The following is a 23,700-nucleotide window of genomic DNA, read 5'->3' as shown; positions in this document are numbered from 1 at the left end:
TAACAATCATTCAACTCGAACGTGACGCAGCACACACCAGGTTCCCGCAAGATTGAAGGAATCGTTGTACGCCGGAAACGCTCCGAATCCCCTTAAACAGCTCTCCGGTCCGGCTCCAGCCGCAGGTCGATCCACTCGTCGCTCTCGCCGTCCAGGACATACCGGTCGACCTCGACGAACCCGCGCGCCAGCGCGAACCGCACTCCGTCCCCATTGACGGCCAGCACACATGTCTCGATCACCCGGGCGCCGAGCACACGCGCATGATCAAGACCCTTCTCGTACAGAGCCGTCCCGAAACCCCGCCCCCGGTAATCGGGCAGCACACGCGCGATGACGGTCGCCACGGCGTCCTCCCCGTCCGGCGGCCGAACAGTCGAGCACCCCACGAGAGTGTCCCCGAGATACGCGTTCTCCAGCCGATATCGCCGGCCACGCTCGCGTGCGTCTTCGGCGCTCATGGCAGCCGGCGGAACGATCACGTTGTGCACATACCGCCACTGCTCGAGCATGCCGTCCCCGACGACGGGCTCGATCCGCAGATCAGTCACGGCCACCACTTCCCCTTCGCGCGTACACCTCTGTCTCGATCTTCATCCGGGGATCGGCGAGGCCGCACACGAGCATCGTGGCGGCTGGCCGGACATCGCCGAAGTGGCGGCGCAGGACCGGCCAGCAAGGCTCGAAGTCGTCCCGGTCGGGCAACAGGTGGCGCACCCGCACCACGTCCGCCAAGGTGCACTCCGCCTCGGCCAGCGCGGCCCCGATGTTCCGCAGACACTGCTCGGCCTGCTCCACCACGTCGTCCGAGATCGTCATCGCGGCATATTCGAACCCGGTCGTCCCGGACACGTGCACCCGGTCCCCGTCCACCACGGCGCGCGCGTACCCGATGTGTTCCTCGAAGGCGGAACCACTCATGATCGCTCGTCGCGTTGTCATGCACGGAACGCTAATCGCTGTCAGACCCTCCTGGCACGAGGCGACGGATACGGCTACAGCACTCGGTCGGAGCCCTCGGAGTCAACATCCCGGAAAATCGGTTGATCGATGCCCGACTGCTTCCTAGGGTGTGGTCTACGCATGAAGGGAGGTGATCGGGTAAATGACTGAAACCCGGACGCGCGAGGTGGCTGCGGGCTAGCGGCCTGCCACCACATTCAGTGCGGTGCCGGACCCGCGTGTACAAGGTGCACGCAGCCGGCCAATTCAACGCAGTCACCCGACCCGCGAGCTCGCCGGTACGTCCGGCCGGCTCCCTCGCCGCAAGGCAGAGGGACCAGAGCTCGCGGGTCGTCTGCGTTCTGCTTACTGCCGGTAGAAGATCCGGTCCCCGTACTCCTCGAACACCCGCTCATTCCATTCCAGCCCGCCATCCACGTTCCCCGACCGCAGCAGCGGCGGCTCGATCCCCCGTTCCGCCAGCGCTCCCGCCGCCGTCGCCATCACAGCCTGGAGCAGTGCCGAGGTCACGACCGTGGAGGCGGGGGCGAAGGGGGCCGGGATGGTGTCCAGGGAGAGTTCCGCGTCGCCGACGGCGATCTTGGAGTCGAGGACGACGTCGCAGTGGTCCTTGAGGAAGGTGCCGGAGCTGTGGCGGGGCTTCGTCGCCGTCGTATAGGCGACCGACGTGACGCCGATGACCTTCACGCCCAGAGAGCGCGCGGTCAGGGCCATTTCCACGGGGAGGGCGTTGCGGCCGGAGAGGGAGATGATCACGAGGGCGTCGCCCGCGCGGAGGGGCGAGCAGCTCAGGACGGCGCTCGCGAGGCCGTCGACGCGTTCCAGGGCGGAGCCGAGGGTGGCCGGCATGACGTCGACGCCCACGACCCCCGGCACGGTCAGCAGGTTCATGAGGGCGAGTCCGCCGGCCCGGTAGACGAGGTCCTGTGCGGCGAGCGAGGAGTGCCCGGCGCCGAAGGCGAAGAGGCGGCCACCGGCGGCGACGGTGTCGGCGAGGAGCTCACCGGCCGCCGCGACGGACTCGGCCTCCTCGTCCCGGACCCGTTGCAGCAGCCCGATCGCGGCGTCGAAGAACTGCCCGGACAGCTTGCCGTCAGCGCTCTCGGAGCCCGTCTCGCCCATGCGTCGTCCAACCCTTCGTCGCCGTGTCGCGGATCACCGTGCGGTCTGGACCAGTGGGATGTCAATACGGCCGCGCGCCTGGTCGTAACCGCTTGGTTTCAACGGCGCGGCACGCTTGTCAGTGGTATCCGGCAGAATTGATGCCAGGGCCAGCGCACGCGCCGGGAAGCTGTCGTGCTTCCGGCAATCTCATCAAGGGGCACGTATGTCCGGACTGATCGACACCACGGAGATGTATCTCCGCACCATCCTCGAGCTGGAGGAGGAAGGTGTGGTCCCCATGCGCGCCCGGATCGCCGAGCGGCTCGACCAGAGCGGGCCGACGGTCAGCCAGACCGTGGCGCGGATGGAGCGCGACGGGCTGGTGTCGGTCGCCAGTGACCGGCATCTGGAGCTGACGGACGAGGGCCGGCGGCTGGCCACGCGCGTGATGCGCAAGCACCGGCTGGCGGAGTGCCTGCTGGTCGACGTGATCGGGCTGGAGTGGGAGCAGGTCCACGCGGAGGCGTGTCGCTGGGAGCATGTGATGAGCGAGGCGGTGGAGCGTCGGGTGCTGGAGCTGCTGCGCCACCCCACCGAGTCGCCGTACGGCAACCCGATCCCTGGTCTGGAGGAGCTGGGCGAGAAGGACGGTGCCGATCCGTTCCTGGACGAGGGCATGGTGTCGCTGGCCGAGCTGGACCCGGGTCTCGACGGCAAGACGGTCGTCGTACGCCGTATCGGCGAGCCGATCCAGACGGACGCGCAGCTGATGTACACGCTGCGTCGGGCGGGTGTGCAGCCTGGTTCGGTGGTGAGCGTGACGGAGTCGGCGGGCGGGGTGCTGGTGGGCAGCGGCGGCGAGGCGGCCGAGCTGGAGTCGGACGTTGCCTCGCACGTGTTCGTGGCCAAGCGCTGACGGTCGCCGGGGGGCTCAATTGCCGGGTCCTGTGGGGCAGTTGTGGCTTTCCTGAGCCTCTTCCCGGGGGCCGTCGAAACCAAGATTCAGTATGCGGAATCGCAGCGCTTCGACGCTTCCCGTGCGAGGCTGTCGCGTGGGGCATATGACCTGAGGGGGCGGGCGGATGTGCCGTAGACATATGGATGGCCCCGGCACCTTTCGGTGCCGGGGCCGGTCCTCCCCTGTGCTGACCCGGAGCCCCGAGCTCTCAGGGTCATTCCCCGCGGACCGATTTCCCCGAGCGGTCCGCCTCCCGCTGAAGATCTCCCCTCGGCGGCGGCGATCATTCCTTGAGGGGGGTCACTCGAACGAGGGGTGTTGCCGTTCCGAGGGCCCATCTCCGAATGTGTATTCGATAATCTGCGAGTGACGGGACGCACCCGACGTGCGCTGCAGAGATGTACGGCACGCAACGGCAGACAGGACAGGCACGGCAGTCAGGACACGGTTCACAGGGCGGCTCGAGCGGGAGCGGGCGGTCCGGGCGGAGCTAGGGGGGTGCCAATGGCGCGGCGCATCGACGTGACCGGGGCGGGCGGCGTACGTCTTGCGGCCTGGGAGTTCGGTGATCCTCCCAAGACCGACCCGACGGATCCGGCGCGGGAGTTCCCGCAAGCCCCGGAGAAACGATCACCCGGGGTGCTGTTACTCCACGGCCTGATGGGCCGAGCCTCGCATTGGGCGTCCACCGCCCGCTGGCTCTCCGAGCGCTACCGCGCCGTCGCGCTCGACCAGCGCGGTCACGGCCAGAGCGACAAGCCCCCTCGGGCCGCATTCACCCGTGACGCGTACGTCGAGGACGCCGAGGCCGCCCTCGAACAGCTCGATCTCGCCCCGACCGTCCTGATCGGCCATGCCATGGGCGCCCTCACCGCCTGGCAGCTCGCCGCGCGGCGGCCCGACCTGGTCCGCGGGGTGATCATCTGCGACATGCGGGCCTCCGCGCTCGGCGCCGCCTCGCAGCGGGAGTGGGGCGAGTGGTTCAAGGCCTGGCCCGTCCCCTTCGCCACGCTCGCCGACGTACGCAAGTGGTTCGGCGAGGACGACCCCTGGGTGGAGCGGCCCAACCCGGCGCGCGGCGAGTTCTACGCCGAGGTGATGGCCGAGTCCCCCGACGGCTGGCGCCCCGTCTTCGAGCCCGAGCAGATGCTGTCCTCCCGCGAGACCTGGGTCTACGACGCCCACTGGGAGGAACTCACCCAGGTCAGGTGCCCCGCCCTGGTCGTCCGCGGTCTCGACGGCGAACTGGGCCGCGCCGAGGCCCAGGAGATGGTCCGCGTCCTGCCCCGCGGCGAGTACGCCGAGGTCGCCGACGCCGGCCACCTCGTCCACTACGACCAGCCGGAGGCGTGGCGGGCCGCCATAGAGCCCTTCCTGGACGGCCTGGACGGCCTGGGCGGCGGGAACACCGGCTGACGCACGGCAGGGCCGCGAGGCGGGCGCCCTCGTATTCCTGACGGACGCGAGACCCCCGGCGGACCGTGTCCGCCGGGGGCCGGAAGGATCAGCGCACGTCGACGTAGTCGCCGCCGGCCGTGGCGGTCGCGGTCGTGGTGCTGCCCGCGAAGCTGTAGCGCCAGTAGCCGTCGGTGGTCGCCTTGACCGTGGTCTGCAGGTTTCCGGTGCTGTTCGTCGTGACCGTCTTCACGGTCGTGTACGTGGTCGCGCTCTTCTTGCGGAACTGCAGTTGGACCTTCTGGCCCACGTACCCGTGGAAGCCGCCGAGGGTCTCCCAGTCGGCACGGGAGAGCTTCCCGGTGACGGTGAGGGTCTTGTTCTTGGCGACGGGCTCCGGGGAGGCGTTGACGGTGATCGCCGCGTCCCGCAGCACCGGCACCGACTTCACCGCGTGCCGGTCGGTGTACCCGCCGCCGTCGGCGGACTCGGCCCAGGCGGCCGCGTTCCAGGTGCCGGCGAGGGCGTTGCGCCCGAAGTTCCAGCGGGGCCAGATGTAGGCGAACTGGGCCGTGCAGGTCGCCGTCGTCGCGTCGACCTTGGTGCAGGACGCGGGCCAGGTGCCGTAGAGGACCGCGCTCGGGGCGTCGTACGACCCCTTGTACAGGTACATGTCGCCGCTCGCGATGCCGGACGGGTCGGTGGCGGTGAACTTCGCCGTGAACTCCTGGAGCGGCTGGTCGTGGAGCCGGACCGGCTTGCCGCCGTTGACGACGACGTTGGAGATCCGGGTCGAGCCGACCGTCTCGTCGCCCTGCCGGGCGGGGCCCGCGAAGGCCCGCACGAGGGTGCGGTCGAGGCTGCCGCCCTGGTCGTCGACGGCGGTGACGCGCAGGGTGACGTAGGCGGCGCCGGCCGGGACGGCGTACGGCGCCGAACCGTCCGCCGCCGGCGGCAGGTCGGTCCAGGTCGTGCCGCCGTCGGTGGAGGCGGCGAGGCCGGTGACGCGGGTGTGCGCGGTGTCCGCGTCGGCGTTGCGGGTGGTCGCGGTCGCGGCGACCCGCACGGTCCCGGCTGCGGCCCGGCCCGAGGCGTCGAGGCCCAGGACCTTCACCTGGGCGTCGATGAGCGGGAGCGCAGGCCCGGCGACACCCGCGGAGGTGCTGCTGGAGCGGAACGTCCACGTGTTGCGCACGTCCGTGGTCAGCCGCGCGTACGGCACCCGGCGGTGCACGGTCTGCTGCAGGGTGTACGACTGCTCGCGCGCCGGCAGCGCCGAGGAGCTCAGCGAGTGGTACGCGTCGATGCCGGAACCGTCGGCGTAGACGACGCCGTCCTCGCCCGTCACCCGGTACGAGGACCGCGCGCGGCCGTCGGTTCCCTGGTGGCCGTCGGCGTCACCGAACGCGCTTCCCTCGTCCAGGTAGAACCTGCGGTTGTAGAGCTCCGAGGCGGTGAACTCGCCGAGCACGGGCTGGAGCGGGGCCGCGCCCACCGTCTCGCCCGCGCTGGTGCCCGCGGGCAGGGTGCGGGCGGCCAGGTCGAGGTACTGGTCGAAGGTGCCGTAGTCCAGGAGCCGGCCGTACTCGACGCCCGGGGTGACGTACTCGGTGACGGAACCGGCCACCGGCACGGCGGTGCCGATGTAGACGCCGGTCCACTCGCCGAAGAAGGGCACCGACTGGAGGACTGCGGTCGTGCGGGTGCCGGGGGCGCCTACCTGGGTGACGGTCCTGGCCAGGGAAGCCCTGGTGACCTTCTTGACCGGCGAGGTCGGCACGGTGGTGGTGAAGCTGTGGGTGAGGTCGTAGCGGTAGGGGCTCGGGACGTTCGCCGAGGAGCCCTTCTTCGCCAGGACGTCGTGGATGCGCAGCGAGACGCCCGGCATGGTGAACGGCGTGACGTACACCTTGGCGTCGTCGGAGCCGGCGAAGCCCGCCAGGTCACCGCCCGGCACGCTCAGCCAGACCGCCGCGGACTGCCGGGTGGCGGTGGTGTCGTCGGTGCGGATGCCGGTCTCCTTGGCGGCCCGCTGGTCGAAGTTCACCGTTCTGGCGGCCGAGCCGACCGTGAAGGACTGGGCGAGCAGATAGCTCGGCTGGAGCCAGTCGTTGTGCAGCGCCACCGCGAAGTAGTCGCCCGGCGGCAGCTTGACGCTGGACGTCGGACCGTACGCGTCGCTGTTGACCGGGTACGACGTCCAGGTCTTGCGATTCCAGACGTAGAACAGCTTGCTCGCCACGCTCGCGTGCGTGATCGTCAGCTTGACGGAGTACGTCGCCGCGGAAGCGGTGGCGGTGGTCGCGGCCGGCTGCACTGCGAGGCTCGCCGGTGCCCGGTCCGCCGCGCGCTCGGCGCTCGGCCGCACGGAGACCCGGCCGTCGAGCGACGCGACCGAGTAACGGGTCCGCTCCGCGCGGTCCGCCGCGGTGATGTGGAGGTTCCGGCCGCCGACCAGGTCCACACGGTCGCCGTTGCCCAACTCGACGCCCGCAGCGCCCGGTTGAGCGTGCACCGTCCCTGTGCCGGCCGTCGCCCGAGCCGCCTCGACCGAGGGAGTCGCCCCGGCTGAAGGCGCGAGCAGCACGGACGCGATCAGTATCGCCCCGCACAGCCCCGTCCCGACGGATCTTCGAACACCGTTCATGAATAAGCCCCCTTGCCCCTGATCCCCTTCGCGACCTTCCCGGTCCACCTCACAGGAGTCGCACAGTGCACTCTAGACAGGGGGTCTGACACCGGCCCCGGTCACCCCGCCGATCCGTCAGCCCTTGCTGACCGCCACCAGGATCTCCGGCAGCTGACGTGCCGTTCGTGGGGCCGCCAGCCGTAGTCCCCCCAGCGTGATCGCGGTGCCGTACACCGCGCCGATCGGCAGCAGTATCCAGCTCCACTCGTCGCCGTCCGCGCTGAGGTTGGCCCAGATCGTCAGGGCGATCACGGGAGCGCACAGCAGGGCGGCCGAGACCATCCCTCCGACGACGGCGGCTGCCGCGAGACCGGACTGTCCCGGGGCCACGTTCTTGTAGCCCTCCTGCGGAATCGAGTACGGAAAGCGTGCCGACGTCCACGCCCCGGTCGCCAGCATCGCCCCGAGCAGCGCGAAGGACACGCCGAGCACCTCGGGCAGCTTCGGCCAGTCGTCGATCAGCGCGGTCGTCAGAACCGTGACGAGGGTGGCGTACGGCAATGTGATCACCAGCAACGCCAGCGCCCGCCCCCGCAGTTCGACGTAGGCGTCCCGCGTCGAGGAGATGGTCATCGCGACCATCCAGAACGCGGAGGTGTCCTGCCCGAACTGGTTGTACATCTGCACGCCGAGCATTCCCGCGGCGAAGCACGCGAAATAGATGGACCCCGTGCCCTGTACTGCGTTGAACACCGGCACGATCAGCCCGATGGCCAGCGAAGTCACCCATGCGGCCTTGGTCTTGGGGTCGCGCCACACATAGCGCAGGCTGCGCTCCATGACGATGCCGGTGCGACCGGCGGGCAGCAGCCGGGCGAGCCCCGTCGAGCTCCGCTCACGGGCGGCCCCCTGGGAGGAGGGGAGGGTGGAGCCGTCGGGGGAGGTCATCAACCGGGTCAGATGGCGGGACCAGAGAGCGAGCAGGCCGACCAACGCGGCTGCGGACAGGGTCAGTTGGAGGGCCGCGACCCCGTACGACCCCTCGCTCGCCGAGTCGACTGCCCCGATCGCCGAGGCGGGCGGGATCCACTTCAGCACCTCCGCAGGCCCGTCCAGCTGCCCGAGTCCGCCCGAACCGAGCCGCTGCGCGCCGAAGTTCACGACCTGCGCGCCGACCGCGATGACCAGTCCGCTCAGCACCGCCAGATCCCGGCCCTTGCGGCTGGTCAGCAGCCGGATGTTGGCCACGGCGACGGCTCGCGCGAGGGCCACGCAGACCAGCAGCGCGAGCGCGACACCGAGCACGGAGACGACGTACGCCGGCGCCCCGTGCGCGACCGAGACGACGGACCCGACGAGCATGCAGAGCGTGAACACCGGCCCGATACCGAGCAGTGAGGCCACCAGCAGCGCCCGTACGAGGGGCCGGGGCCGCAGCGGCAGCATCACCAGGCGGGTGGGGTCGAGGGTCTCGTCGCCGCCGGGGAAGAACAGCGGCATCACGGCCCAGCCGGCCGCCAGCACGGCGACCAGCGGGACGACGACGGAGGCGGCGTGCTCGTTGCCGCGCAGGGCGATCAGGCCGAGCAGCTGGAGGACGGAGAAGAGGAGTACGGCGACGGCCGAGGCGATGTAGGCGGCCCGCCGCCCGCCGGACTGCCGCAGGCCGTTCCTGAGCAGCGACAGCTTCAGTCGTACGACGACCGGGGTGACGTCTCCGGTCATCGGGCCCCGCCGCCCAGCCAGTCGAGGTTCGCGCCGGTGTTCTGCCCCTGTGCGCCGACCAGTTCGAGGAACGCCCGTTGCAGTGAAGGCGCGCCGCCGCGCACTTCGTCGAGCGGCCCGTGGGCGCGGATGCGCCCGGCGGCCATGACGGCCACCCAGTCGCACAGGGACTCCACGAGCTCCATCACATGCGAGGAGAAGACGACGGTGGCGCCGGACGCCGTGTACCGCTCCAGCACGCCCCGGATGGTCTGTGCGGAGACGGGGTCGACGCCCTCGAACGGCTCGTCGAGAAACAGCACTTCGGGGTTGTGGAGCAGGGCCGCCGCGAGCCCGATCTTCTTCCGCATCCCGGTCGAGTAGTCGACGACCAGTTTGTGCTGGGCCGCGGCCAGATCGAGCACGTCGAGCAGCTGAGCGGCCCGCCGGTCGACCTCGGTCCCGGGCAGCCCCCGCAACCGGCCGGAATAGGCGAGCAGTTCACGACCCGACAGCCGCTCGAACAGCCGCAACCCCTCGGGCAGGACGCCGATCCGCGCCTTGACGTTCACCGGGTCCCGCCACACGTCCTGCCCGACGATCTCGACAGATCCCTGATCGGGGCGGAGCAGCCCGGTGACCATGGAGAGAGTGGTGGTCTTCCCGGCCCCGTTGGGGCCCACGAGCCCGATGAACTTCCCAGCAGGCAGTTCGAGATCAATCCCGGCGACAGCAACCTGCTGCCCGAACCGCTTCCAGAGCCCACGCACACTCACAGCCGACGTCATGAACGCCAACCTTAGGCGCGCGGGACACCACCCACGTCACCTGTCCCGACCGCACGCATAGGCAAGCGGCGAGATCAACTCCTCGGCATCCGGAAGCCAACGGTTCGCGGGCGTCGGACGGCAGGCCCACTGCACGGCACCGGACGACCCATACCGAGTAGGGGGACCGGCGACGTACGACCCTTCCCCCAGCGCGATCAGATCGAGCGACGAGGGCGTCCAGCCGAGCTTCCGTACCAGGTCCGGCACCTTCACCGACGCACCCGGCAACACGAAGAAGTGCATCCGGCGATCGGGCGTCAACGTCACGGGCCCCAGAGTCGACTCCATCCGCTCCATACGGGCCAGCGCGAGAAACCCCGCCGTCTCCGGAACGGAGATCGCGTCGAACGTCCGGCCGGTCGGCAGCAGAATCGACGCCGTCGGCTGCTTCTGCCACATCCGGCGCGCGACCGTCGCACTGCCGGTGGCCTGCGTCGCCCAGTCCTCCCGGGAGGGGTGTGCCCCGGGCACGGCGCACGCGGCGTCACCGCAGGAACACCGCTGCACCCCGTCGACGGCTTTTAGCCAGGTGCCGGGGAAGACGTCCCAGTGGCGCTCCTCGGCGTATCGAACGGCTGTCTCCAACAGCGATTCCCCGCGCTGCTTCGGAATCTGAACGGCTTCGGTGCCCGCGATCGTCTCTTCCACGCTCAGCACAACTCCAGCGCCCACCTCGGGTTACGGCCAGGGCACCGGCGTCGGACCGACTTCTGCCGCGTGATGCCGGCGCGTATTCCGGCGTGCTCCGCTGCGCTCGCGCGGGGGATTGCCGTCGTCGGCCGTGAGGCGCGCCCTGCAGGCGGACGGAGCCGGTCCGACGCCAGGACCTGCGCGCGCGGGGGAGGAGCATTGATCGGGCAACTGGGGCGCATGGATGCACGTGTGGGGGCGCGCGAGAGGAACCGGGGCGTGGGCTGGGTAACCACGAGGGGGGCAGGCTTCTGCCTTTACCCCGGCAATCCTCGCATGCCTCGCATTTTAGACGTCTTGGTGGGGCATTGATCTTCACGGCCGGATCTTTTCGGTGGGTTCGAAGGGATCCGACGGACCGATCCGGTGGAAGACACGTCAACTCGGTGCGTGGGCAGGCACCGCAGCCACAGGGGGTACGCCAATGGCCGCAAGGCCTCTCGTCGCGCGGCAGCCGAACGAACGGCTGCAGGCGCTCATTCAGGAGGCGGGGTGCTCGAACGCCGGGCTCGCCCGCCGGGTCAACATGTGCGGCGCCGAGCACGGCCTCGACCTGCGCTACGACAAGACGTCCGTGGCACGCTGGCTGCGCGGACAACAGCCGCGGGGCAGGGCGCCGGCGATCATCGCGGAGGCCCTCGGGCGCAAACTCGGCCGTACCGTCACGATCGACGAGATCGGCATGGCCAACGGCAAGAACCTCGCCTCCGGCGTCGGGCTCCAGTTCTCGCCGACCGTACTGGGCGCCATCGAGCAGGTGTGTGAGCTGTGGCGCAGTGACGTGGGTCGCCGGGACTTCCTGTCCGGCTCCTCGGTCGCCGCGTCCGCGCTGGTGGAGCCGAGCCGCGACTGGCTGATCTCCTCGCCCGACTCGCAGGTGGCGCGCCAGGCGGGCCCGCGCGTGGGGCAGTCCGACGTGGCGGCCGTGTGCGCGATGACCCAGGCGCTCGTCGACCTCGACCACCAGTACGGCAGCGGGCATGTGCGCCCGGTCGTGGTGCACTACCTCAACAGCGTGGTCTCCGGGCTGCTCGCGGGGTCGTACCGGGAGGCGATCGGGCGTGAACTGTTCGCCGCGGTGGCCCGGTTGACGGAGCTCGCCGGGTACATGGCGATCGACACCGGGCAACCGGGCCTGGCCCAGCGGTACTACATCCAGGCGCTGCGGCTCGCGCAGGCGGCGGGCGACCGCGGATACGGCGGCTATGTGCTCGCCGCGTCCATGAGCCACCTCGCCGCGCAGCTCGGGAATCCGCGCGAGATCGCCCAGTTGGCTCGGGCGGCGCAGGAGGGGGCGCGGGGTCGTGTGACACCGCGCGCGGAGGCGATGTTCTACGCGGCGGAGGCCCGCGGGCACGCACTCATGGGCGACGCGCGGGCCACCCAGGCGGCGTCCGGTCGGGCCGTGCACGCGCTGGAGGCGGCGGACCCCTCCTCCGGCGACGACCCCGCCTGGATCGCGCACTTCGACGAGGCCTATCTGGCCGACGAGTTGGCCCACTGCCACCGTGACCTCGGCCAGGCCGAGGCGGCGGCGCGGTGCGCGCAGGAGTCCCTGGACGGGCTTCCCGAGAACAAGGCGCGCCGGCGGGCCATCGGTCTGGTCCTGCTCGCCTCCGCGCAGGTGCAGCAGCGCGAGATCGAACAGGCCTGCAACACCGGCCTGAAAGCGGTCGAGTTGCTGGAGACCGTGCGCTCCAACCGGGGTGCGGAGTACCTCGACGACTTCCAGCAGCGCCTCGAGCCGTTCCGGGACGAGCCCGTCGTAAGGGAGTTCGGGGCCCGGCTGGACCTTCAGGCGGCCGCGTAAAGGAGGACGTATACAGCGGATGCGGGCCCGGAACTGTCACGTGATCTCCCGGGATTTGTTACTGCGGTCACAGGGACGCAGGTCACGTCCTGTGCTACGTGGCACCGGGCTCGGAGGACCCGGTAGCGTGAACCGACGATTCCGAAGTTCCCGCATCAGTAGGAGTCCCGGTGACGCAGAGTGGACAGGGCGAGCAGCCCTCGGCGCGCGAAGCGCGCGAAGGCATCGTGCTGCCCTCCGACGGCGGGGAACCCCTGCTGCCGGGACAGACGGGTGGACACGGCGGTCCGCAGCCCGGATACGGCCCCCCGCAGCAGGGCGGATACGGCGGCCCTCCGCAGCCGGGCCCGTCCGGCCAGGCGCCCGACGCGGCGTACGGCCAGGGTTCCGGCGCCCCGTCCTACGGCCAGCCGCCCGGCGGCCAGGCGTGGGGCACCCCGTGGGGCCCCGGCCAGCAGCAGGGGCAGGCCGAGCAGAGCCAGGACCAGCCGCAGGCCCAGGACTGGTCGCAGCCGCCCACCCAGACCTGGGGCACGCCCCAGCCGCCCGGCGGCATGCCGCCCCAGTCCCAGCCGCAGCCCGCGCCGGGTTACGACACGGACGAACCGACCTCGTACTACCTGCCGCCCGTCGGCCGGCCCGCCCCCCAGTCCCAGCCGCTGCCCCCGCAGCAGGGCCAGGTCGCGCCCTACGAGGCTCCCGGGGCCGGTGCACCGCAGCAGCAGCCCGCGCCGGGCTATGACTCCAACGAGCCGACCTCCTACTACCTCCCGCCCGTGGGCCGGCCCCTCCCGTCGGGCCCCGGCATACCCGCCTCCGCGCCCCTGCCGCCCGCCGACGAGGGCGCCACGCAGTTCATACCGCCGGTCACGGCCGCCCCCGAGGGGGCCACCCAGTACCTCCCGCCCGTCCGCCCCGGCGCGCTCCCGCCCGAGGTGTCCGCCGAGGCGGCGCACTACCCGAGGCAGCAGCCGCAGTCCCCGTACGGCGCGCAGCCCCCGCAGCACGCGGCCCCCGGCGCCGGCCCGTTCCCGCCCAGCGCGCCGAGCGGCCCCGACGCCGAGGCCACGCAGTTCATCGCGCCCGTGCCCGGGCAGGCCCCCGGCGCGCCCTACGGGGGGGAACGGCAGCCGCCCTCCGAGTTCGACAACCTCTTCCGCGGTGGGCCGGGCGGTGACGGCGGGGCCGCGTCCACGCAGCAGATGCCACGGTTCGCCCAGCCCGAGGCCGTACCGCCCGCGTACGGGGCCCAGCAGCCGTCGTACGGCGCCCAGCAGCCGTCGTACGGCGCCCAGCAGCCGTCATACGGTGCCCAGCCGCCGTACGGCCCGCCGGGCGGTGACGTCTACGACGACGGCGACCGAGGCGGCCGCAGGCGCTCGCGGGTGCCGGTCATCGCGGCTGTGGGCATCGGGATCGTCGTGCTCGGCATCGGTGCGGGCGCGCTGCTCGCAGGGGGCGGGGGCGACGACGGGGGCGACAAGAACCAGACCGTGTCGGCGACGGCCCCCGCGACCGACGGCTCCGCCTCTCCTTCCGCCGATCCCGCGAAGGCGCAGGCCGCCGAGCTGGACAAGCTGCTCGCCGACAGTGGCAACAGCCGTTCCTCGGTGATCAGCGCGGTGGCGAACGTGAAGTCCTGCAAGAACCTCGGCCAGGCGGCCCAGGACCTGCGGGACGCGGCGGCCCAGCGCACCGGCCTGGTGACCCGGCTCAAGGCGCTCCCCGTCGACCAGTTGCCGAGCCACGCCGAGCTGACCGACGCCCTCACCAAGGCCTGGCAGGCGTCCGCGTCCGCCGACAACCACTACGCGGCCTGGGCGGACCAGTCCGCCGGCAAGAAGGGCTGCAAGAAGGGCCAGGCCCGCACCACGGGCCAGACCCAGGCCGGCAACCGGGACAGTGGCACCGCCAGCACCGAGAAGGCCAAGGCGGCCCGGCTGTGGAACGCGATCGCCAGGAAGTACAGCCTGACCGAACGCACGGCGACCCAGCTGTGAGCGGTCCGCGGGGGGCGTCCCGGCCCCCCGCGGGTCAGTTGACGTCCGCGTTCTGGAGTGTCGTCGTCACGTCGGTGAAGCCCTTGCGTGCCGCCACGAGCTGGCCCTGGCGCACCACCTGGAGCGTCACATGGGCGTTGACCATGCGCGGGAAGCCGACCGAGGCGAGGTCGTCGGTGGAGCTCCAGGTGTCCCGGGTGGTCCACCGGAGGGTGGGCGTCAGACCGCCGGTCGGGATCTTGAGGCCGTTGTTGAGGGTGGCGCGGATGCTGCCGGCGGACACCTCGCCGCTGCCGAGCGACTCGACGGCCTTCGTGAACACCGTGTAGGCGATCCAGGTGGTCTGCACCCCCGCGTCCGCCGAGTCGATGCGGTTGTCGCCGAAGGCCGCCTTGTCGATGACCTTCTTCATCGCGGCCCAGCGGGCATCGCTCTCCACGGGGTACCAGCCGGTGATGTACGACCCCTCGTAGGGTCCCGACGCCCCGCCGGACGCGTCGATCACCGTCTGGTCGACGCTGCCCATCGCCATGGCCGTGCGCACCTGCGGGTACTCCTCCCGGGCGCGCCGGAAGGAGTCCATGAAGGTGCTGGTGCGGTCGCCGAGCGCGGGCACCACGCACCCCTCCTTCGAGCCGGAGACCGAGCCGGAAGCCGGGGTGCCGGACGTCGAGCCGTCGAGCGCCTTCGTCGACTGCGCCGAGTACTCGGTGGCGTCGTCCGCCGCCCGCACGTCACCCGCGGCCCGGTGGCCGCCGGTGGTCAGCCCGGAGTCCAGCAGGACGGGCAGCTCGTCGCCCGCGATGGTGTCGGGCCGTACGAGGGTGACGTTGCCGCAGGCCGTGGCGAGCGCCTTGCCGAGGCCGGCCAGCAGGGTGGGCTGGCCGCCGTTGACGGGGTAGGACAGCGGGCTGGTGAACTCGGCGTTGGTGACGCCGTAGCCGCCTATGTAGGGGATGCCCGCGCCTTCGAGGGGCGGGAAGAAGGAGTCGGCGTACTGGCTGTAGGAGCCGACGACCGCGACGACGTTCTCCTTGACCGCGCGCCGGGCGCATTTCGCCGCGGACACCCCGTCGTTGTGGTCGTTGCAGGTCAGGACGGTGAGCTTACGGCCGTTGATGCCGCCCTTGGAATTGATCCAGCGGGCGTACGCCTGGGCGAAGGCGGGCATGCCGGGCTTGTTGGTCGCCTTGGTGTCCGACGGGGCCCAGGTCATGACCTTGATCGGGCCGTCCCCGGAACCCCCCGTGGTGCCGGGGACGACCCCGCAACCGACGGCGAGGGAAGCACACGCCACCAGTGCCCCCGCCGCGAGGGCGGTGGCTCTGACGGGCCGGTGGTGCTGGGGGAGGAAGGTGCTGCGGATGCGTCGCCTGCCGGTCATGGACCCACACGCTTCCGTCACATCGCCAACTCGGGAGTGACCCTCGGTAGATGAAGGGTGACGTAAAGGTGAACAGCGGGGGCCTGTGAGGCACGTATGGGGGAAGAACGTACGATCGGTGACCGTGCAAGGTTCGGAGAACTCTTCCCGTCGCGGCCGTCGCTCCTCCACCATGGGCGGCATGCCACTGAACGACATGCCGTGGTGGCGCTGGCGCAGCAATGTGCGCTCCGCGCTGCACATGCTCTCCGACCCAGGGTTCCAGCAGAACGTCTGGCTGGCCGGCGTCGAGGGGTACGGGGACGTCACCGACGCCGTGTACCGACTCGTCGAGGACACCTGGCTGGACAACTGGTCCGCCGAGAAATACGTGGGCACGATCTTCCGGGACTCCCAGGAGGCGGCCCTCGTCGACACCGCCGTCCTGCGGGTGCTGCGGATCATGCACCAGGTCGGTCCCGACGCCCCCGTCTCCGTGTACATGCAGAACCCGGGATGGCCGGACGCGGTGCGGGCGGCGCGGGACGCGCACGTGCGCATGGCGACGGCCGACGGGGAGGACCCGGACGGGCCGCCGCGCACGCTCGAGGTGCTGCAGATCATGACCCGGTCCGCGTGACGGACGCGATGTCTGCCGCACCGGTGGATATGCGACCCTGTCCTGCATGAACGAGCAGTCCGCCCCCGCCGACCAGTACGTCCTGACCCTGTCCTGCCCCGACAAGCAGGGCATCGTGCACGCCGTGTCGAGCTATCTCTTCATGACCGGCTGCAACATCGAGGACAGCCAGCAGTTCGGCGACCACGACACGGGTCTGTTCTTCATGCGCGTCCACTTCTCGGCGGAGGCGCCGGTGCGGGTGGACAAGCTGCGGGCGTCGTTCGCCGCGATCGGTGACTCCTTCCACATGGACTGGCAGATCAACCGGGTCGAGGACCGGATGCGGGTCGTGCTGATGGTCAGCAAGTTCGGGCACTGCCTGAACGACCTGCTCTTCCGCGCGAGCATCGGTGCGCTGCCGGTGGAGATCGCCGCGGTGGTCTCCAATCACACCGACTTCGCTGAGCTCGTGGGGTCGTACAACATTCCCTTCCACCACATTCCGGTGACGCGGGAGAACAAGGCCGAAGCGGAGGCGCGGCTGCTGGAGCTGGTGCGCGAGCAGGACGTCGAGCTCGTCGTGCTCGCCCGGTACATGCAGGTGCTGTCCGACGATCTGTGCAAGCAGCTCAGCGGCAGGATCATCAACATCCACCACTCGTTCCTGCCGAGCTTCAAGGGCGCGAAGCCGTATCACCAGGCTCATGCGCGGGGGGTCAAGCTGATCGGGGCGACGGCGCACTATGTGACCGCGGACCTCGACGAGGGGCCGATCATCGAGCAGGAGGTCGAGCGGGTGGGGCATGGCGTGACGCCGGACCAGCTCGTCGCGATCGGGCGGGACGTGGAGTGCCAGGCGCTGGCGCGGGCCGTGAAGTGGCACGCCGAGCGCAGGATTCTGCTGAACGGGCGGCGGACGGTCGTTTTCGCCTAAGAACTCAGGGGTTCTGCGCGCCGCCCGACGAAAGCGCTGCCCGCCCCTACATCCGGCTCAAGCTCGCCGCCGCGAACAGTACGTCCCTGATCGCCTCGCGATCACCCAGTTGCCCCGCCGCAGCCTCCGCAGGCGGCACGTGGCCCGCGGCCAGCTGGCAGAACTCCACGCCGTCCAGCGCCACATGAGCCACCTCGTGCTCCGCCGAACCCACGGCCGCCGGGGAGTCCAGGGGGATCAGCCACTCACCCCCACCCAGCCCCTCGATCTCCAGACGCAGAGTGCGGCCAGGGCCGCCGGCGCTCACGAGATGCCGTCCGTGGGCCGGTGACGCCAAGCCCTTCTGCCGCCGTTCCGCCAGCACCGCGGGCAACACACGGGCCGCCAGGTCGATCATGCGGTTGAGATGACGGGGGGACGGTGGCTCGTACGGGTAGTCGACCGCCTCCGCGATGTCCTCCGCGTGGACCCAGCACTCGAAGGCGCGGTCCAGCATCGCGTCGTGGAGGGGGAGGACGAAGTCGCCGTAGGCCACCTCGAGTTTGCCGGAGGTGCCGCCGGTGAACGACACCGTGCGGACGAGGTCGTGGCTCTGCTCGCGCCAGGGGGTCCGGACGGAGCGGGTCGGCGGGAAGTGCGACGCGCGCCAGTACGCCTCGGTGCGGCCGGCCGGTGTGGGCGCGTCCGCGGGGACCTCGCCCATCGGGTCGTCCAGGCCCAGGGCGACCGCGACGAGGCCGTCGACCGACAGCAGGTGGGCTATGACCCCGGCGACCGTCGTACGGCGGCTCGTCGCCTCGTCGGCGTCGAACCAGCGCAGCCGCACGGGCGCGTGCCACTCGGCGTCGCCGAAGTCCTGCAGCAGGGCGTCGAGGCGGGCGGTCTCGGCGTCGTACGGCGTGGCCCACTCGGGCATCGGGATGCGCGGCGGACGCCGGTCGAGGCAGCCGTCGAGGACGCGGGTGCGCAGGCCCGGGTCCAGGTCGAGGCTCTCCGGGCGCTGCAGCAGGCCCACCGCCCCGCGCAGCCGCAGTGCCTCGTCGGCGCAGGCGCCGCAGACGCCGAGGTGGTCCTCCACGGCGGCCGTCTCCTCCGCCGAACACGCGGCCAGCGCCCACGCACGCCCCGAGCAGCGCCTTCAGCACACGGTGCTCCAGGACGAGGGGAGCGGAGGGCACCGGCTCCTCCAGCACCGGCAGCGGACGGCCGGTGTCCTCGACGGAGGCGCGGGGGAGCGGTATGCGGGGCGGGTGGTGGGGTTCGGTGCCGTCCGGGTGGTTGCCCACGGGGTCGGCGGGGTCGTGCTCGTCTGTGCCGGCGCGGGTCGTGTCGCCGTTGCCGTGCTTGTCCGCGCCCGGGCCGCCTTCGTGGGCGTCGGCCGCGCTGCCGGTGCCGACGGCGTCGGTCCCGAGGTCGTCGGTCATTTTCTCCGTGTCCTCGGGAAGCACCCCACCGTCCTCCGAACCCTCCCGCGCCCCCCTGCCCTCGTACCCGTCCTGCTCGTCGTGCGCCTCGAAACCGTCTGCTCCGCTCACGCCGCGCCTCCGTATCCCGGCGGCGCCCCAGGCGCTCCCGTGTCGTGGGCCGTGGACAGGAGCTGGAGGCCCAGGCGGAGGCGCCGGCGGGCCTCGTCCTCGGTGATGCTGAGGTCGGCGGCCGCCTGGCGGTAGTCACGGCGCTGGAAGTAGGCCAGCTCCAGGGCGGCCCGCAGCGGGGTGGGCATGGACTGGACGATGTAGTCGGCGCGGGCGGCGACCGAGGCGTGGCGCACCTTGCGCTCCAGTTCCTCCGTGGAGCCCTCGGTGCCCTGGGTGAGCGCGGCGGTCTCGGTGGCGCGCAGCCGCTGCACGGCCAGGCGGTGGGTCAGCCCGGCGACCCAGGAGCGCAGTGGGCCCTGTTTGGGGTCGTAGGCCTCGGGGTGCTCCCAGACGTGGACGAAGACCTCCCGTGTGATGCCGTCGGCGGCGCGCTCGTCTCCGAGCACGCGATGGGCGAGACCGTGCACGAGTGAAGCGAAACGGTCGTAGAGCTCGCCGAGGGCGGCCGCCTCACCGCGTGCGAGCCGCTGCTGCATCTTGCGGTCCCAGCGGGGCGGTGCGTCGTTCTTCGCCATGCGGCCCCCTCACCCCTGGAAGTGTCCGGGTCAAGCCTGCGCCCACCGTCTCCTCGAATGTAGTCGGCACCTCCGACAGCGCACGCCCCTTTGTTCCAATGCACGCCCCCTGGGGGCCCGCAGGTGGTAGTGGACCTTGCCTACCCGCCCACTCGCTGATCAGACCTGATCGAACAGGATCGAAGCCGACTAAAACAAGCCTCTTTCGAACGATTTCCGTTTCTCGGTCTTTGTTTCAGGGAACGGCCGCTGGGCAGCCGCGCTGCAAGGAAGCGTAGGAAAGGCTTCCGTTTGTTTCCGGCGAGCGAAGGGCATGGTGGTGGCGTTCAATGTGACCGGCAACGAGCAGGGCGACTGGACCGTGCTCAGTGTGACGGGCGAGCTGGATCTGGTGACTTCGCCGGTGCTCCGCCAGCGCGTCCACGACGTGGTGGCCGAGGGGCGCCACAGTCTCGTCCTCGACCTCTCGGATGTGTACTTCTGCGACTCCAGCGGTGTCGGCGTCCTCATCGCCTCCCGCCGCCTCATCCGCTCCTGCCAGGGCGATCTGCGCCTGATCCTCCCGGCCCAGGGCGCCGCCGACGGCTCGCACGTCAACCGCGTCCTCGGCGCCCTCGGCGTCCGCCGCCTGTTCGAGGTCCACCCGGACCTGGACTCGGCGACCGACGAGGAGGCGGGACCACTGTCGGCCTGAGCGCGTCAGTAAACTCGCCCGGTTGTGACCTGGGGCACCCCGACTGCCACACCGTTGTCCCGAAATTCCCCCGGTCTTGGCACAGGCGCCGCCTTCCGGCCCCCGGGGCGCCGCCCGCGTCGTACGCTCCGTGCGAGATGCACCCGATGTGATGTGAGGCGGCCCGAAGAGACATGGTCAGCAGCGAGTACGAGCGCAGGATCGCCGGCCGGTTCGTCACCTTCGACCAGGACGGCAACGGCTACATCGACCGCGAGGACTTCAACGTGGCGGCCAAGGCCCTGCTCACGGAGTTCGGTGTCGCGGCACGCTCCGACAAGGGACAGGCGCTGTACGTCGGCGCGGAGGCTTTCTGGCAGGGCATGGCCGGGATCGCGGACCGGGACGGCGACCAGCGGATCACCCGGGACGAGTTCGTGAACGGCGCGGTCAAGCGGCTGCGCGACAACCCGGAGCGCTTCGCCGAGATCGCCCGCCCCTTCCTGCACGCCGCGCTCGCCGTCGCGGACCAGGACGGCGACGGCCGCGCCACCGTCGAGGACACCGCGCGCGTGCTGAGGATCCTCGGTGTGAGCGAGGACATCGCGCGGGCCGCCGCGGCCACCCTGGACGCCGACGGCGACGGCAAGGTCGGCGAGGACGAGATCGTGCCCGCCTTCGCCCGCTACTTCACCGTGCCCGAATAGCGCTCCCTGAGCTTGTATTTCAGGACCTTCCGCAGGGTCTCGTTGCGCGGGAGGGCGTCCACGACCTCCACCTGCTCCGGCAGCTTGTGGGTCGACAGCCCTTCCGCGCGCAGATACGCCGTCACGGCGTCCAGGGTCAACTTCCCGGCCCCCTCGGGCTGCTCCACCACGGCACACACGCGTTCCCCGCGCTCGGCGTCCGGCAGACCGATCACCGCGACGTCCCCGACGGCCGGATGCGCGGCCAGCAGGTCCTCGATCTCCTTCGCCGAGATGTTCTCGCCCTTGCGGATGATCACGTCCTTGAGCCGTCCGGTGAGGACCAGGTGGCCGGTGCCCGTGAGTCGTCCGAGATCACCTGTGCGCAGGTAGCCCTCCTCGTCGAAGGCCTCCGCCGTCTGGGACGGGTCGAGATACCCCTGACACACCGCCTCCCCCTTCAGCCGCACCTCCCCGTCCACGATCCGCACGGACATCCCCTCCGGCGGCCGTCCCTCGGTGGTCGCCAGGTTCTCCACCGTGTCGTCCGGATCGCCCATGGTGATCATCGGTACCTCGGTCATGCCGTACCCGTGCGTCAGCTGCACCCCCAGCTCCCGTACGACGGCGTGATAGACCTCCGGCGGCTTGGGCGCCCCGCCGCCCGCGAGCAGCCGCAGGGAGGGGATGATCTGCTCGCCCGGCCGCTTGCGCTGCTCGGTGAGGAACATCGAGTAGAACGCCGTCGAACCGCCCGCCACCGTCACCCCGTGGCGGCGGTATCCCGCCAGCGCCTCCGGCAGGGCGAACTGCTCGAACATCACCGCCGGGAAGCCGTACAGCAGCAGCATCACGGTGTAGTCCGGGCCCGCGATGTGCGCGTACGGGAAGGCCATCGACCCCACGTCGTCCGCCGTCAGGCGCAGCGCGTGCGCGAGGCAGGAGCCGCCCGCGATCAGCGACCGGTCCGTGTGCAGAACGCCCTTGGGGTCGGAGGTGGTTCCCGAGGTCCAGTAGATCCACCGGACGGAGGTGCCGTCGGCGGGCGGGGCGGGCAGGACGGCCGGATCGCCGTCGGGGAGGTCGTCGTACGCCTCGAAGATCCCCTTCGCGCCGAGCCGCCGGGCCATCTCCGTGTGGTCGAAGCCGCGCCAGACGCCCGGTACCGCGAAGAACTCCGCCTTCGACTCCCTCAGGGCGAAGCCGACTTCGCGGTCCCGGTAGAAGGGGATGACGGGCGACTGTACGGCGCCCAGACGGGCGAGCGCGAAGGAGAGCAGGGCTGTCTCGATACGGGTGGGCAGTTGCCAGGCGACGACCGTGCCGGGGCGTACGCCCATGTCGTACAGGCCGGCCGCCACCCGCTCGGCACGCGCGTGCAGCCCGCCGAAGGTGAGGGTGCGGTCGTCCTGGAGGAGGGCCCGGCGGTCGGGGGTCAGGTCGGCGCGGCGGGCGACCAGCTCCCAGAGGGTGCGGGACGCGCTGAGCGCGTGGGCGGTGTCGGTCACGGCGGCCCCCTAGTGGAGCTGACGGGTAGTCAGATCGTGGGCAGAGCGTAGGGCGGGACGCCTTGTCGGTCCAGGGGTGCGGGACTTAGCCTTCCGGTGCGAGCGGTATCTGACGGGTTATCAGATATGGAGTGCCGTCATGGATCTCGCGTACACGCCGGAAGAGGAGGAGTTCCGGGCGCGGCTGCGGGAGTGGCTCGCCAAGGCGCTCCCCACGCTGCCCCCGAAGCCGTCCCCGGAGGACTGGCCCGGGCGCCGGACCTACGACCTCGGCTGGCAGCGCATGCTGTACGACGCCGGGTACGCCCACGTGCACTGGGACGCGTCGCCCACCACGCGGCTGATCTTCCTGGAGGAGACGGAGGCCGCGGGCGCGCCCTATGTGGGCGCCGGGTTCGTCGGACTGCTCCACGCGGGACCGACGATCGCCGCCGAGGGCACCGCCGAACAGCGGGCACGCTGGCTGCCGCCGATCCTGCGGGGCGAGGAGGTCTGGTGCCAGGGGTTCAGCGAACCGGACGCCGGGAGCGATCTCGCGGCACTGCGCACGCGCGCGCGTAGGGACGGCGACGACTATGTGGTGACCGGGTCCAAGATCTGGACCTCGCATGCCGAAGTGGCCGACTGGTGCGAGCTGCTGGTGCGGACGGATCCGGCGGCTCCGAAGCACAAGGGCATCACCTGGCTCGCGATGCCCATGTCCTCGCCCGGTGTCGTGGTGCGCCCCTTGCGCACGCTCGCCGGTTCCGCCGAGTTCGCCGAGGTGTTCCTCGACGAGGTGCGGGTGCCGGTGGCGAACCGGGTGGGCGAGGAGAACGACGGCTGGCGCGTGACCATGGTGACGCTGTCCTTCGAGCGCGGTACGGCCTTCGTGGGCGAGGTCGTCGCCTGCCGGCGGGTGCTGGGCGAACTCGCCCGTACGGCACGGGAGAACGGGCGCTGGGACGATCCCGTGCTGAGGCGGCGGCTGGGGCGGCTGAACGCCGAGTTCCGTGCGCTGTGGCGGCTGACGCAGTGGAACGTGAGCGAGGCCGAGGCGAGTGGCGGGGTGCCGGGGGTGGGGGGTTCGGTTTTCAAACTCCGCTACTCGCACGCCCGCCAGGAGTTGTACGACACCGCTGCGGACGTACTGGGGCCGGACAGTCTGGATCTCGACCGGCCCTGGGTGCTCGACCGGCTGTCCTCGCTGTCGTACACGATCGCGGCCGGGACCTCGCAGATTCAGCGGAACATCGTGGCCGAGCGGATCCTCGGGCTGCCGAAGGGGCGTTGACGTGCGCTTTCAACTGACCGAGGACCAGAAGGCGTTGCGCGCCGGGATGCGGGAGCTGCTCGCACGGCGCTACGACGGGGCTGCGCAGCGGGCCGCCGCGGAGGAACCCCGTCTGGACCGGGCGCTGTGGCGGGAGTTGGGTGCGGCCGGGTTCTTCGCGCTGCGGGTACCGGAGGCGGACGGCGGGGTCGGGCTGGGCTTGCCGGAAGCCGTGTTGGTCTTCGAGGAGGCCGGGCGGGCCCTGCTGCCGGGGCCACTGGTGGCGACCCACCTCGCGGCGGGCACGGTACCGGGGGCGGCCTCCGGCGAGGCGGTGGTGACGGACGTCGACAGCGGCGGGCTGGTCGAGTGGCTGTCCGAGGCGGACGTCGTACGCGGGGACGCCACGGCGGCCGTATCGCTGCGGTCCGTGGACCCGCTGACGCCGCTGCACCGGGTTCCAGGA

The 23,700-nt window shown here is 71.1% G+C and carries 20 protein-coding genes and 1 pseudogene; 10 read left to right on the top strand and 11 right to left on the bottom strand.

What is annotated here, in order from left to right; genetic code table 11:
* Positions 1-92: 92 nt before the first annotated feature.
* The 3 genes from RNB18_RS33220 to RNB18_RS33210 all read right to left on the bottom strand — a co-directional run bounded on the left by RNB18_RS33220 (position 93) and on the right by RNB18_RS33210 (position 2,085).
* A complete protein-coding gene (locus RNB18_RS33220) occupies positions 93-512 on the bottom strand; it encodes a GNAT family N-acetyltransferase (protein WP_311718014.1) in 420 nt (139 codons plus the stop codon).
* Between the two features lie 31 nt (positions 513-543).
* Positions 544-942, bottom strand: a complete 399-nt coding sequence (locus tag RNB18_RS33215) for a RidA family protein (RefSeq protein WP_311717806.1) — start codon at positions 940-942, stop codon at positions 544-546.
* 366 nt (positions 943-1,308) lie between these two features.
* On the bottom strand, positions 1,309-2,085 hold the full coding sequence (locus RNB18_RS33210) for an SIS domain-containing protein (RefSeq protein ID WP_311717805.1): 777 nt from the start codon (positions 2,083-2,085) through the stop codon (positions 1,309-1,311).
* 205 nt (positions 2,086-2,290) lie between these two features.
* Here RNB18_RS33210 and RNB18_RS33205 point away from each other — a divergent pair, with 205 nt between their 5' ends.
* Both RNB18_RS33205 and RNB18_RS33200 read left to right on the top strand, forming a co-directional pair.
* The gene (locus tag RNB18_RS33205) at positions 2,291-2,983 is read left to right on the top strand and encodes a metal-dependent transcriptional regulator (protein ID WP_057608532.1); all 693 of its coding nucleotides are present in this window, start codon (positions 2,291-2,293) and stop codon (positions 2,981-2,983) included.
* Between the two features lie 546 nt (positions 2,984-3,529).
* Entirely contained in the window at positions 3,530-4,441 is a 912-nt protein-coding gene (locus tag RNB18_RS33200; RefSeq protein WP_311717804.1) for an alpha/beta fold hydrolase, read from the top strand.
* Between the two features lie 88 nt (positions 4,442-4,529).
* On the opposite strand, the gene RNB18_RS33195 is transcribed toward RNB18_RS33200, so the two are convergent.
* From RNB18_RS33195 to RNB18_RS33180, 4 genes are all read right to left on the bottom strand, one after another.
* Entirely contained in the window at positions 4,530-7,067 is a 2,538-nt protein-coding gene (locus tag RNB18_RS33195; protein WP_311717803.1) for a hypothetical protein, read from the bottom strand.
* A gap of 117 nt (positions 7,068-7,184) precedes the next feature.
* Positions 7,185-8,774 carry a transporter gene (locus RNB18_RS33190; protein ID WP_311717802.1) on the bottom strand — a complete coding sequence of 530 codons (1,590 nt, stop codon included), beginning with the start codon at positions 8,772-8,774 and terminating at the stop codon, positions 7,185-7,187.
* On the bottom strand, positions 8,771-9,541 hold the full coding sequence (locus RNB18_RS33185) for an ABC transporter ATP-binding protein (protein WP_311717801.1): 771 nt from the start codon (positions 9,539-9,541) through the stop codon (positions 8,771-8,773). Before RNB18_RS33185 ends, RNB18_RS33190 begins: the two co-directional genes overlap by 4 nt.
* A 36-nt stretch (positions 9,542-9,577) precedes the next feature.
* On the bottom strand, positions 9,578-10,240 hold the full coding sequence (locus tag RNB18_RS33180) for a bifunctional DNA primase/polymerase (RefSeq protein WP_311717800.1): 663 nt from the start codon (positions 10,238-10,240) through the stop codon (positions 9,578-9,580).
* Positions 10,241-10,697: 457 nt separating this feature from the next.
* Here RNB18_RS33180 and RNB18_RS33175 point away from each other — a divergent pair, with 457 nt between their 5' ends.
* Positions 10,698-12,083: a tetratricopeptide repeat protein gene (locus tag RNB18_RS33175; protein WP_311717799.1), complete on the top strand. Its 1,386-nt coding sequence runs from the start codon at positions 10,698-10,700 to the stop codon at positions 12,081-12,083.
* A 170-nt stretch (positions 12,084-12,253) separates the two neighbouring features.
* Positions 12,254-14,083: a hypothetical protein gene (locus RNB18_RS33170; protein ID WP_311717798.1), complete on the top strand. Its 1,830-nt coding sequence runs from the start codon at positions 12,254-12,256 to the stop codon at positions 14,081-14,083.
* A gap of 34 nt (positions 14,084-14,117) precedes the next feature.
* On the opposite strand, the gene RNB18_RS33165 is transcribed toward RNB18_RS33170, so the two are convergent.
* Positions 14,118-15,467, bottom strand: coding sequence for an ABC transporter substrate-binding protein (locus tag RNB18_RS33165; protein WP_311717797.1), 1,350 nt, complete (start codon positions 15,465-15,467; stop codon positions 14,118-14,120).
* 118 nt (positions 15,468-15,585) lie between these two features.
* Between RNB18_RS33165 and RNB18_RS33160 the strand changes: the two genes are divergently transcribed.
* A complete protein-coding gene (locus RNB18_RS33160; RefSeq protein ID WP_311717796.1) occupies positions 15,586-16,086 on the top strand; it encodes an SCO4402 family protein in 501 nt (166 codons plus the stop codon).
* A 46-nt stretch (positions 16,087-16,132) separates the two neighbouring features.
* The gene (purU, locus tag RNB18_RS33155; RefSeq protein ID WP_062044560.1) at positions 16,133-17,002 is read left to right on the top strand and encodes a formyltetrahydrofolate deformylase; all 870 of its coding nucleotides are present in this window, start codon (positions 16,133-16,135) and stop codon (positions 17,000-17,002) included.
* A 46-nt stretch (positions 17,003-17,048) separates the two neighbouring features.
* Here the strand turns inward: purU and RNB18_RS33150 are convergent.
* Both RNB18_RS33150 and RNB18_RS33145 read right to left on the bottom strand, forming a co-directional pair.
* A pseudogene (locus tag RNB18_RS33150) lies at positions 17,049-18,426 on the bottom strand (MDMPI N domain containing protein).
* 107 nt (positions 18,427-18,533) lie between these two features.
* Complete coding sequence (locus RNB18_RS33145; RefSeq protein ID WP_311717795.1) at positions 18,534-19,115, bottom strand: sigma-70 family RNA polymerase sigma factor; 582 nt, start codon at positions 19,113-19,115, stop codon at positions 18,534-18,536.
* Positions 19,116-19,428: 313 nt separating this feature from the next.
* On the opposite strand from RNB18_RS33145, the gene RNB18_RS33140 reads away from it, so the two are divergent.
* Both RNB18_RS33140 and RNB18_RS33135 read left to right on the top strand, forming a co-directional pair.
* Positions 19,429-19,809 carry an STAS domain-containing protein gene (locus RNB18_RS33140; RefSeq protein ID WP_311717794.1) on the top strand — a complete coding sequence of 127 codons (381 nt, stop codon included), beginning with the start codon at positions 19,429-19,431 and terminating at the stop codon, positions 19,807-19,809.
* 173 nt (positions 19,810-19,982) lie between these two features.
* Positions 19,983-20,495: an EF-hand domain-containing protein gene (locus tag RNB18_RS33135; protein WP_311717793.1), complete on the top strand. Its 513-nt coding sequence runs from the start codon at positions 19,983-19,985 to the stop codon at positions 20,493-20,495.
* Here RNB18_RS33135 and RNB18_RS33130 read toward each other — a convergent pair.
* Positions 20,474-21,982, bottom strand: coding sequence for a class I adenylate-forming enzyme family protein (locus RNB18_RS33130; RefSeq protein ID WP_311717792.1), 1,509 nt, complete (start codon positions 21,980-21,982; stop codon positions 20,474-20,476). The two genes, RNB18_RS33135 and RNB18_RS33130, sit on opposite strands and share 22 nt — an antisense overlap.
* A gap of 139 nt (positions 21,983-22,121) precedes the next feature.
* On the opposite strand from RNB18_RS33130, the gene RNB18_RS33125 reads away from it, so the two are divergent.
* Both RNB18_RS33125 and RNB18_RS33120 read left to right on the top strand, forming a co-directional pair.
* Entirely contained in the window at positions 22,122-23,255 is a 1,134-nt protein-coding gene (locus RNB18_RS33125) for an acyl-CoA dehydrogenase family protein (protein ID WP_311717791.1), read from the top strand.
* 1 nt (position 23,256) lies between these two features.
* On the top strand, positions 23,257-23,700 hold a 444-nt coding region (locus RNB18_RS33120; protein ID WP_311717790.1), incomplete at its 3' end, for an acyl-CoA dehydrogenase family protein.

The sequence above is a fragment of the Streptomyces doebereineriae genome (genome assembly GCF_031845645.1).
Lineage (GTDB): Bacteria > Actinomycetota > Actinomycetes > Streptomycetales > Streptomycetaceae > Streptomyces > Streptomyces canus.
This window is presented reverse-complemented; position numbering and strand designations above follow the sequence as displayed.

What these genes read in the sequence shown, in the direction of transcription:
- RNB18_RS33220 (WP_311718014.1), bottom strand. Translation starts at nt 512, where the DNA reads ATGCTCGAGCAGTGGCGGTATGTGCACAACGTGATCGTTCCGCCGGCT.
- RNB18_RS33215 (WP_311717806.1), bottom strand. Translation starts at nt 942, where the DNA reads ATGACAACGCGACGAGCGATCATGAGTGGTTCCGCCTTCGAGGAACAC.
- RNB18_RS33210 (WP_311717805.1), bottom strand. Translation starts at nt 2,085, where the DNA reads ATGGGCGAGACGGGCTCCGAGAGCGCTGACGGCAAGCTGTCCGGGCAG.
- RNB18_RS33205 (WP_057608532.1), top strand. Translation starts at nt 2,291, where the DNA reads ATGTCCGGACTGATCGACACCACGGAGATGTATCTCCGCACCATCCTC.
- RNB18_RS33200 (WP_311717804.1), top strand. Translation starts at nt 3,530, where the DNA reads ATGGCGCGGCGCATCGACGTGACCGGGGCGGGCGGCGTACGTCTTGCG.
- RNB18_RS33195 (WP_311717803.1), bottom strand. Translation starts at nt 7,067, where the DNA reads ATGAACGGTGTTCGAAGATCCGTCGGGACGGGGCTGTGCGGGGCGATA.
- RNB18_RS33190 (WP_311717802.1), bottom strand. Translation starts at nt 8,774, where the DNA reads ATGACCGGAGACGTCACCCCGGTCGTCGTACGACTGAAGCTGTCGCTG.
- RNB18_RS33185 (WP_311717801.1), bottom strand. Translation starts at nt 9,541, where the DNA reads ATGACGTCGGCTGTGAGTGTGCGTGGGCTCTGGAAGCGGTTCGGGCAG.
- RNB18_RS33175 (WP_311717799.1), top strand. Translation starts at nt 10,698, where the DNA reads ATGGCCGCAAGGCCTCTCGTCGCGCGGCAGCCGAACGAACGGCTGCAG.
- RNB18_RS33165 (WP_311717797.1), bottom strand. Translation starts at nt 15,467, where the DNA reads ATGACCGGCAGGCGACGCATCCGCAGCACCTTCCTCCCCCAGCACCAC.
- purU (WP_062044560.1), top strand. Translation starts at nt 16,133, where the DNA reads ATGAACGAGCAGTCCGCCCCCGCCGACCAGTACGTCCTGACCCTGTCC.
- RNB18_RS33145 (WP_311717795.1), bottom strand. Translation starts at nt 19,115, where the DNA reads ATGGCGAAGAACGACGCACCGCCCCGCTGGGACCGCAAGATGCAGCAG.
- RNB18_RS33140 (WP_311717794.1), top strand. Translation starts at nt 19,429, where the DNA reads ATGGTGGTGGCGTTCAATGTGACCGGCAACGAGCAGGGCGACTGGACC.
- RNB18_RS33135 (WP_311717793.1), top strand. Translation starts at nt 19,983, where the DNA reads ATGGTCAGCAGCGAGTACGAGCGCAGGATCGCCGGCCGGTTCGTCACC.
- RNB18_RS33125 (WP_311717791.1), top strand. Translation starts at nt 22,122, where the DNA reads ATGGATCTCGCGTACACGCCGGAAGAGGAGGAGTTCCGGGCGCGGCTG.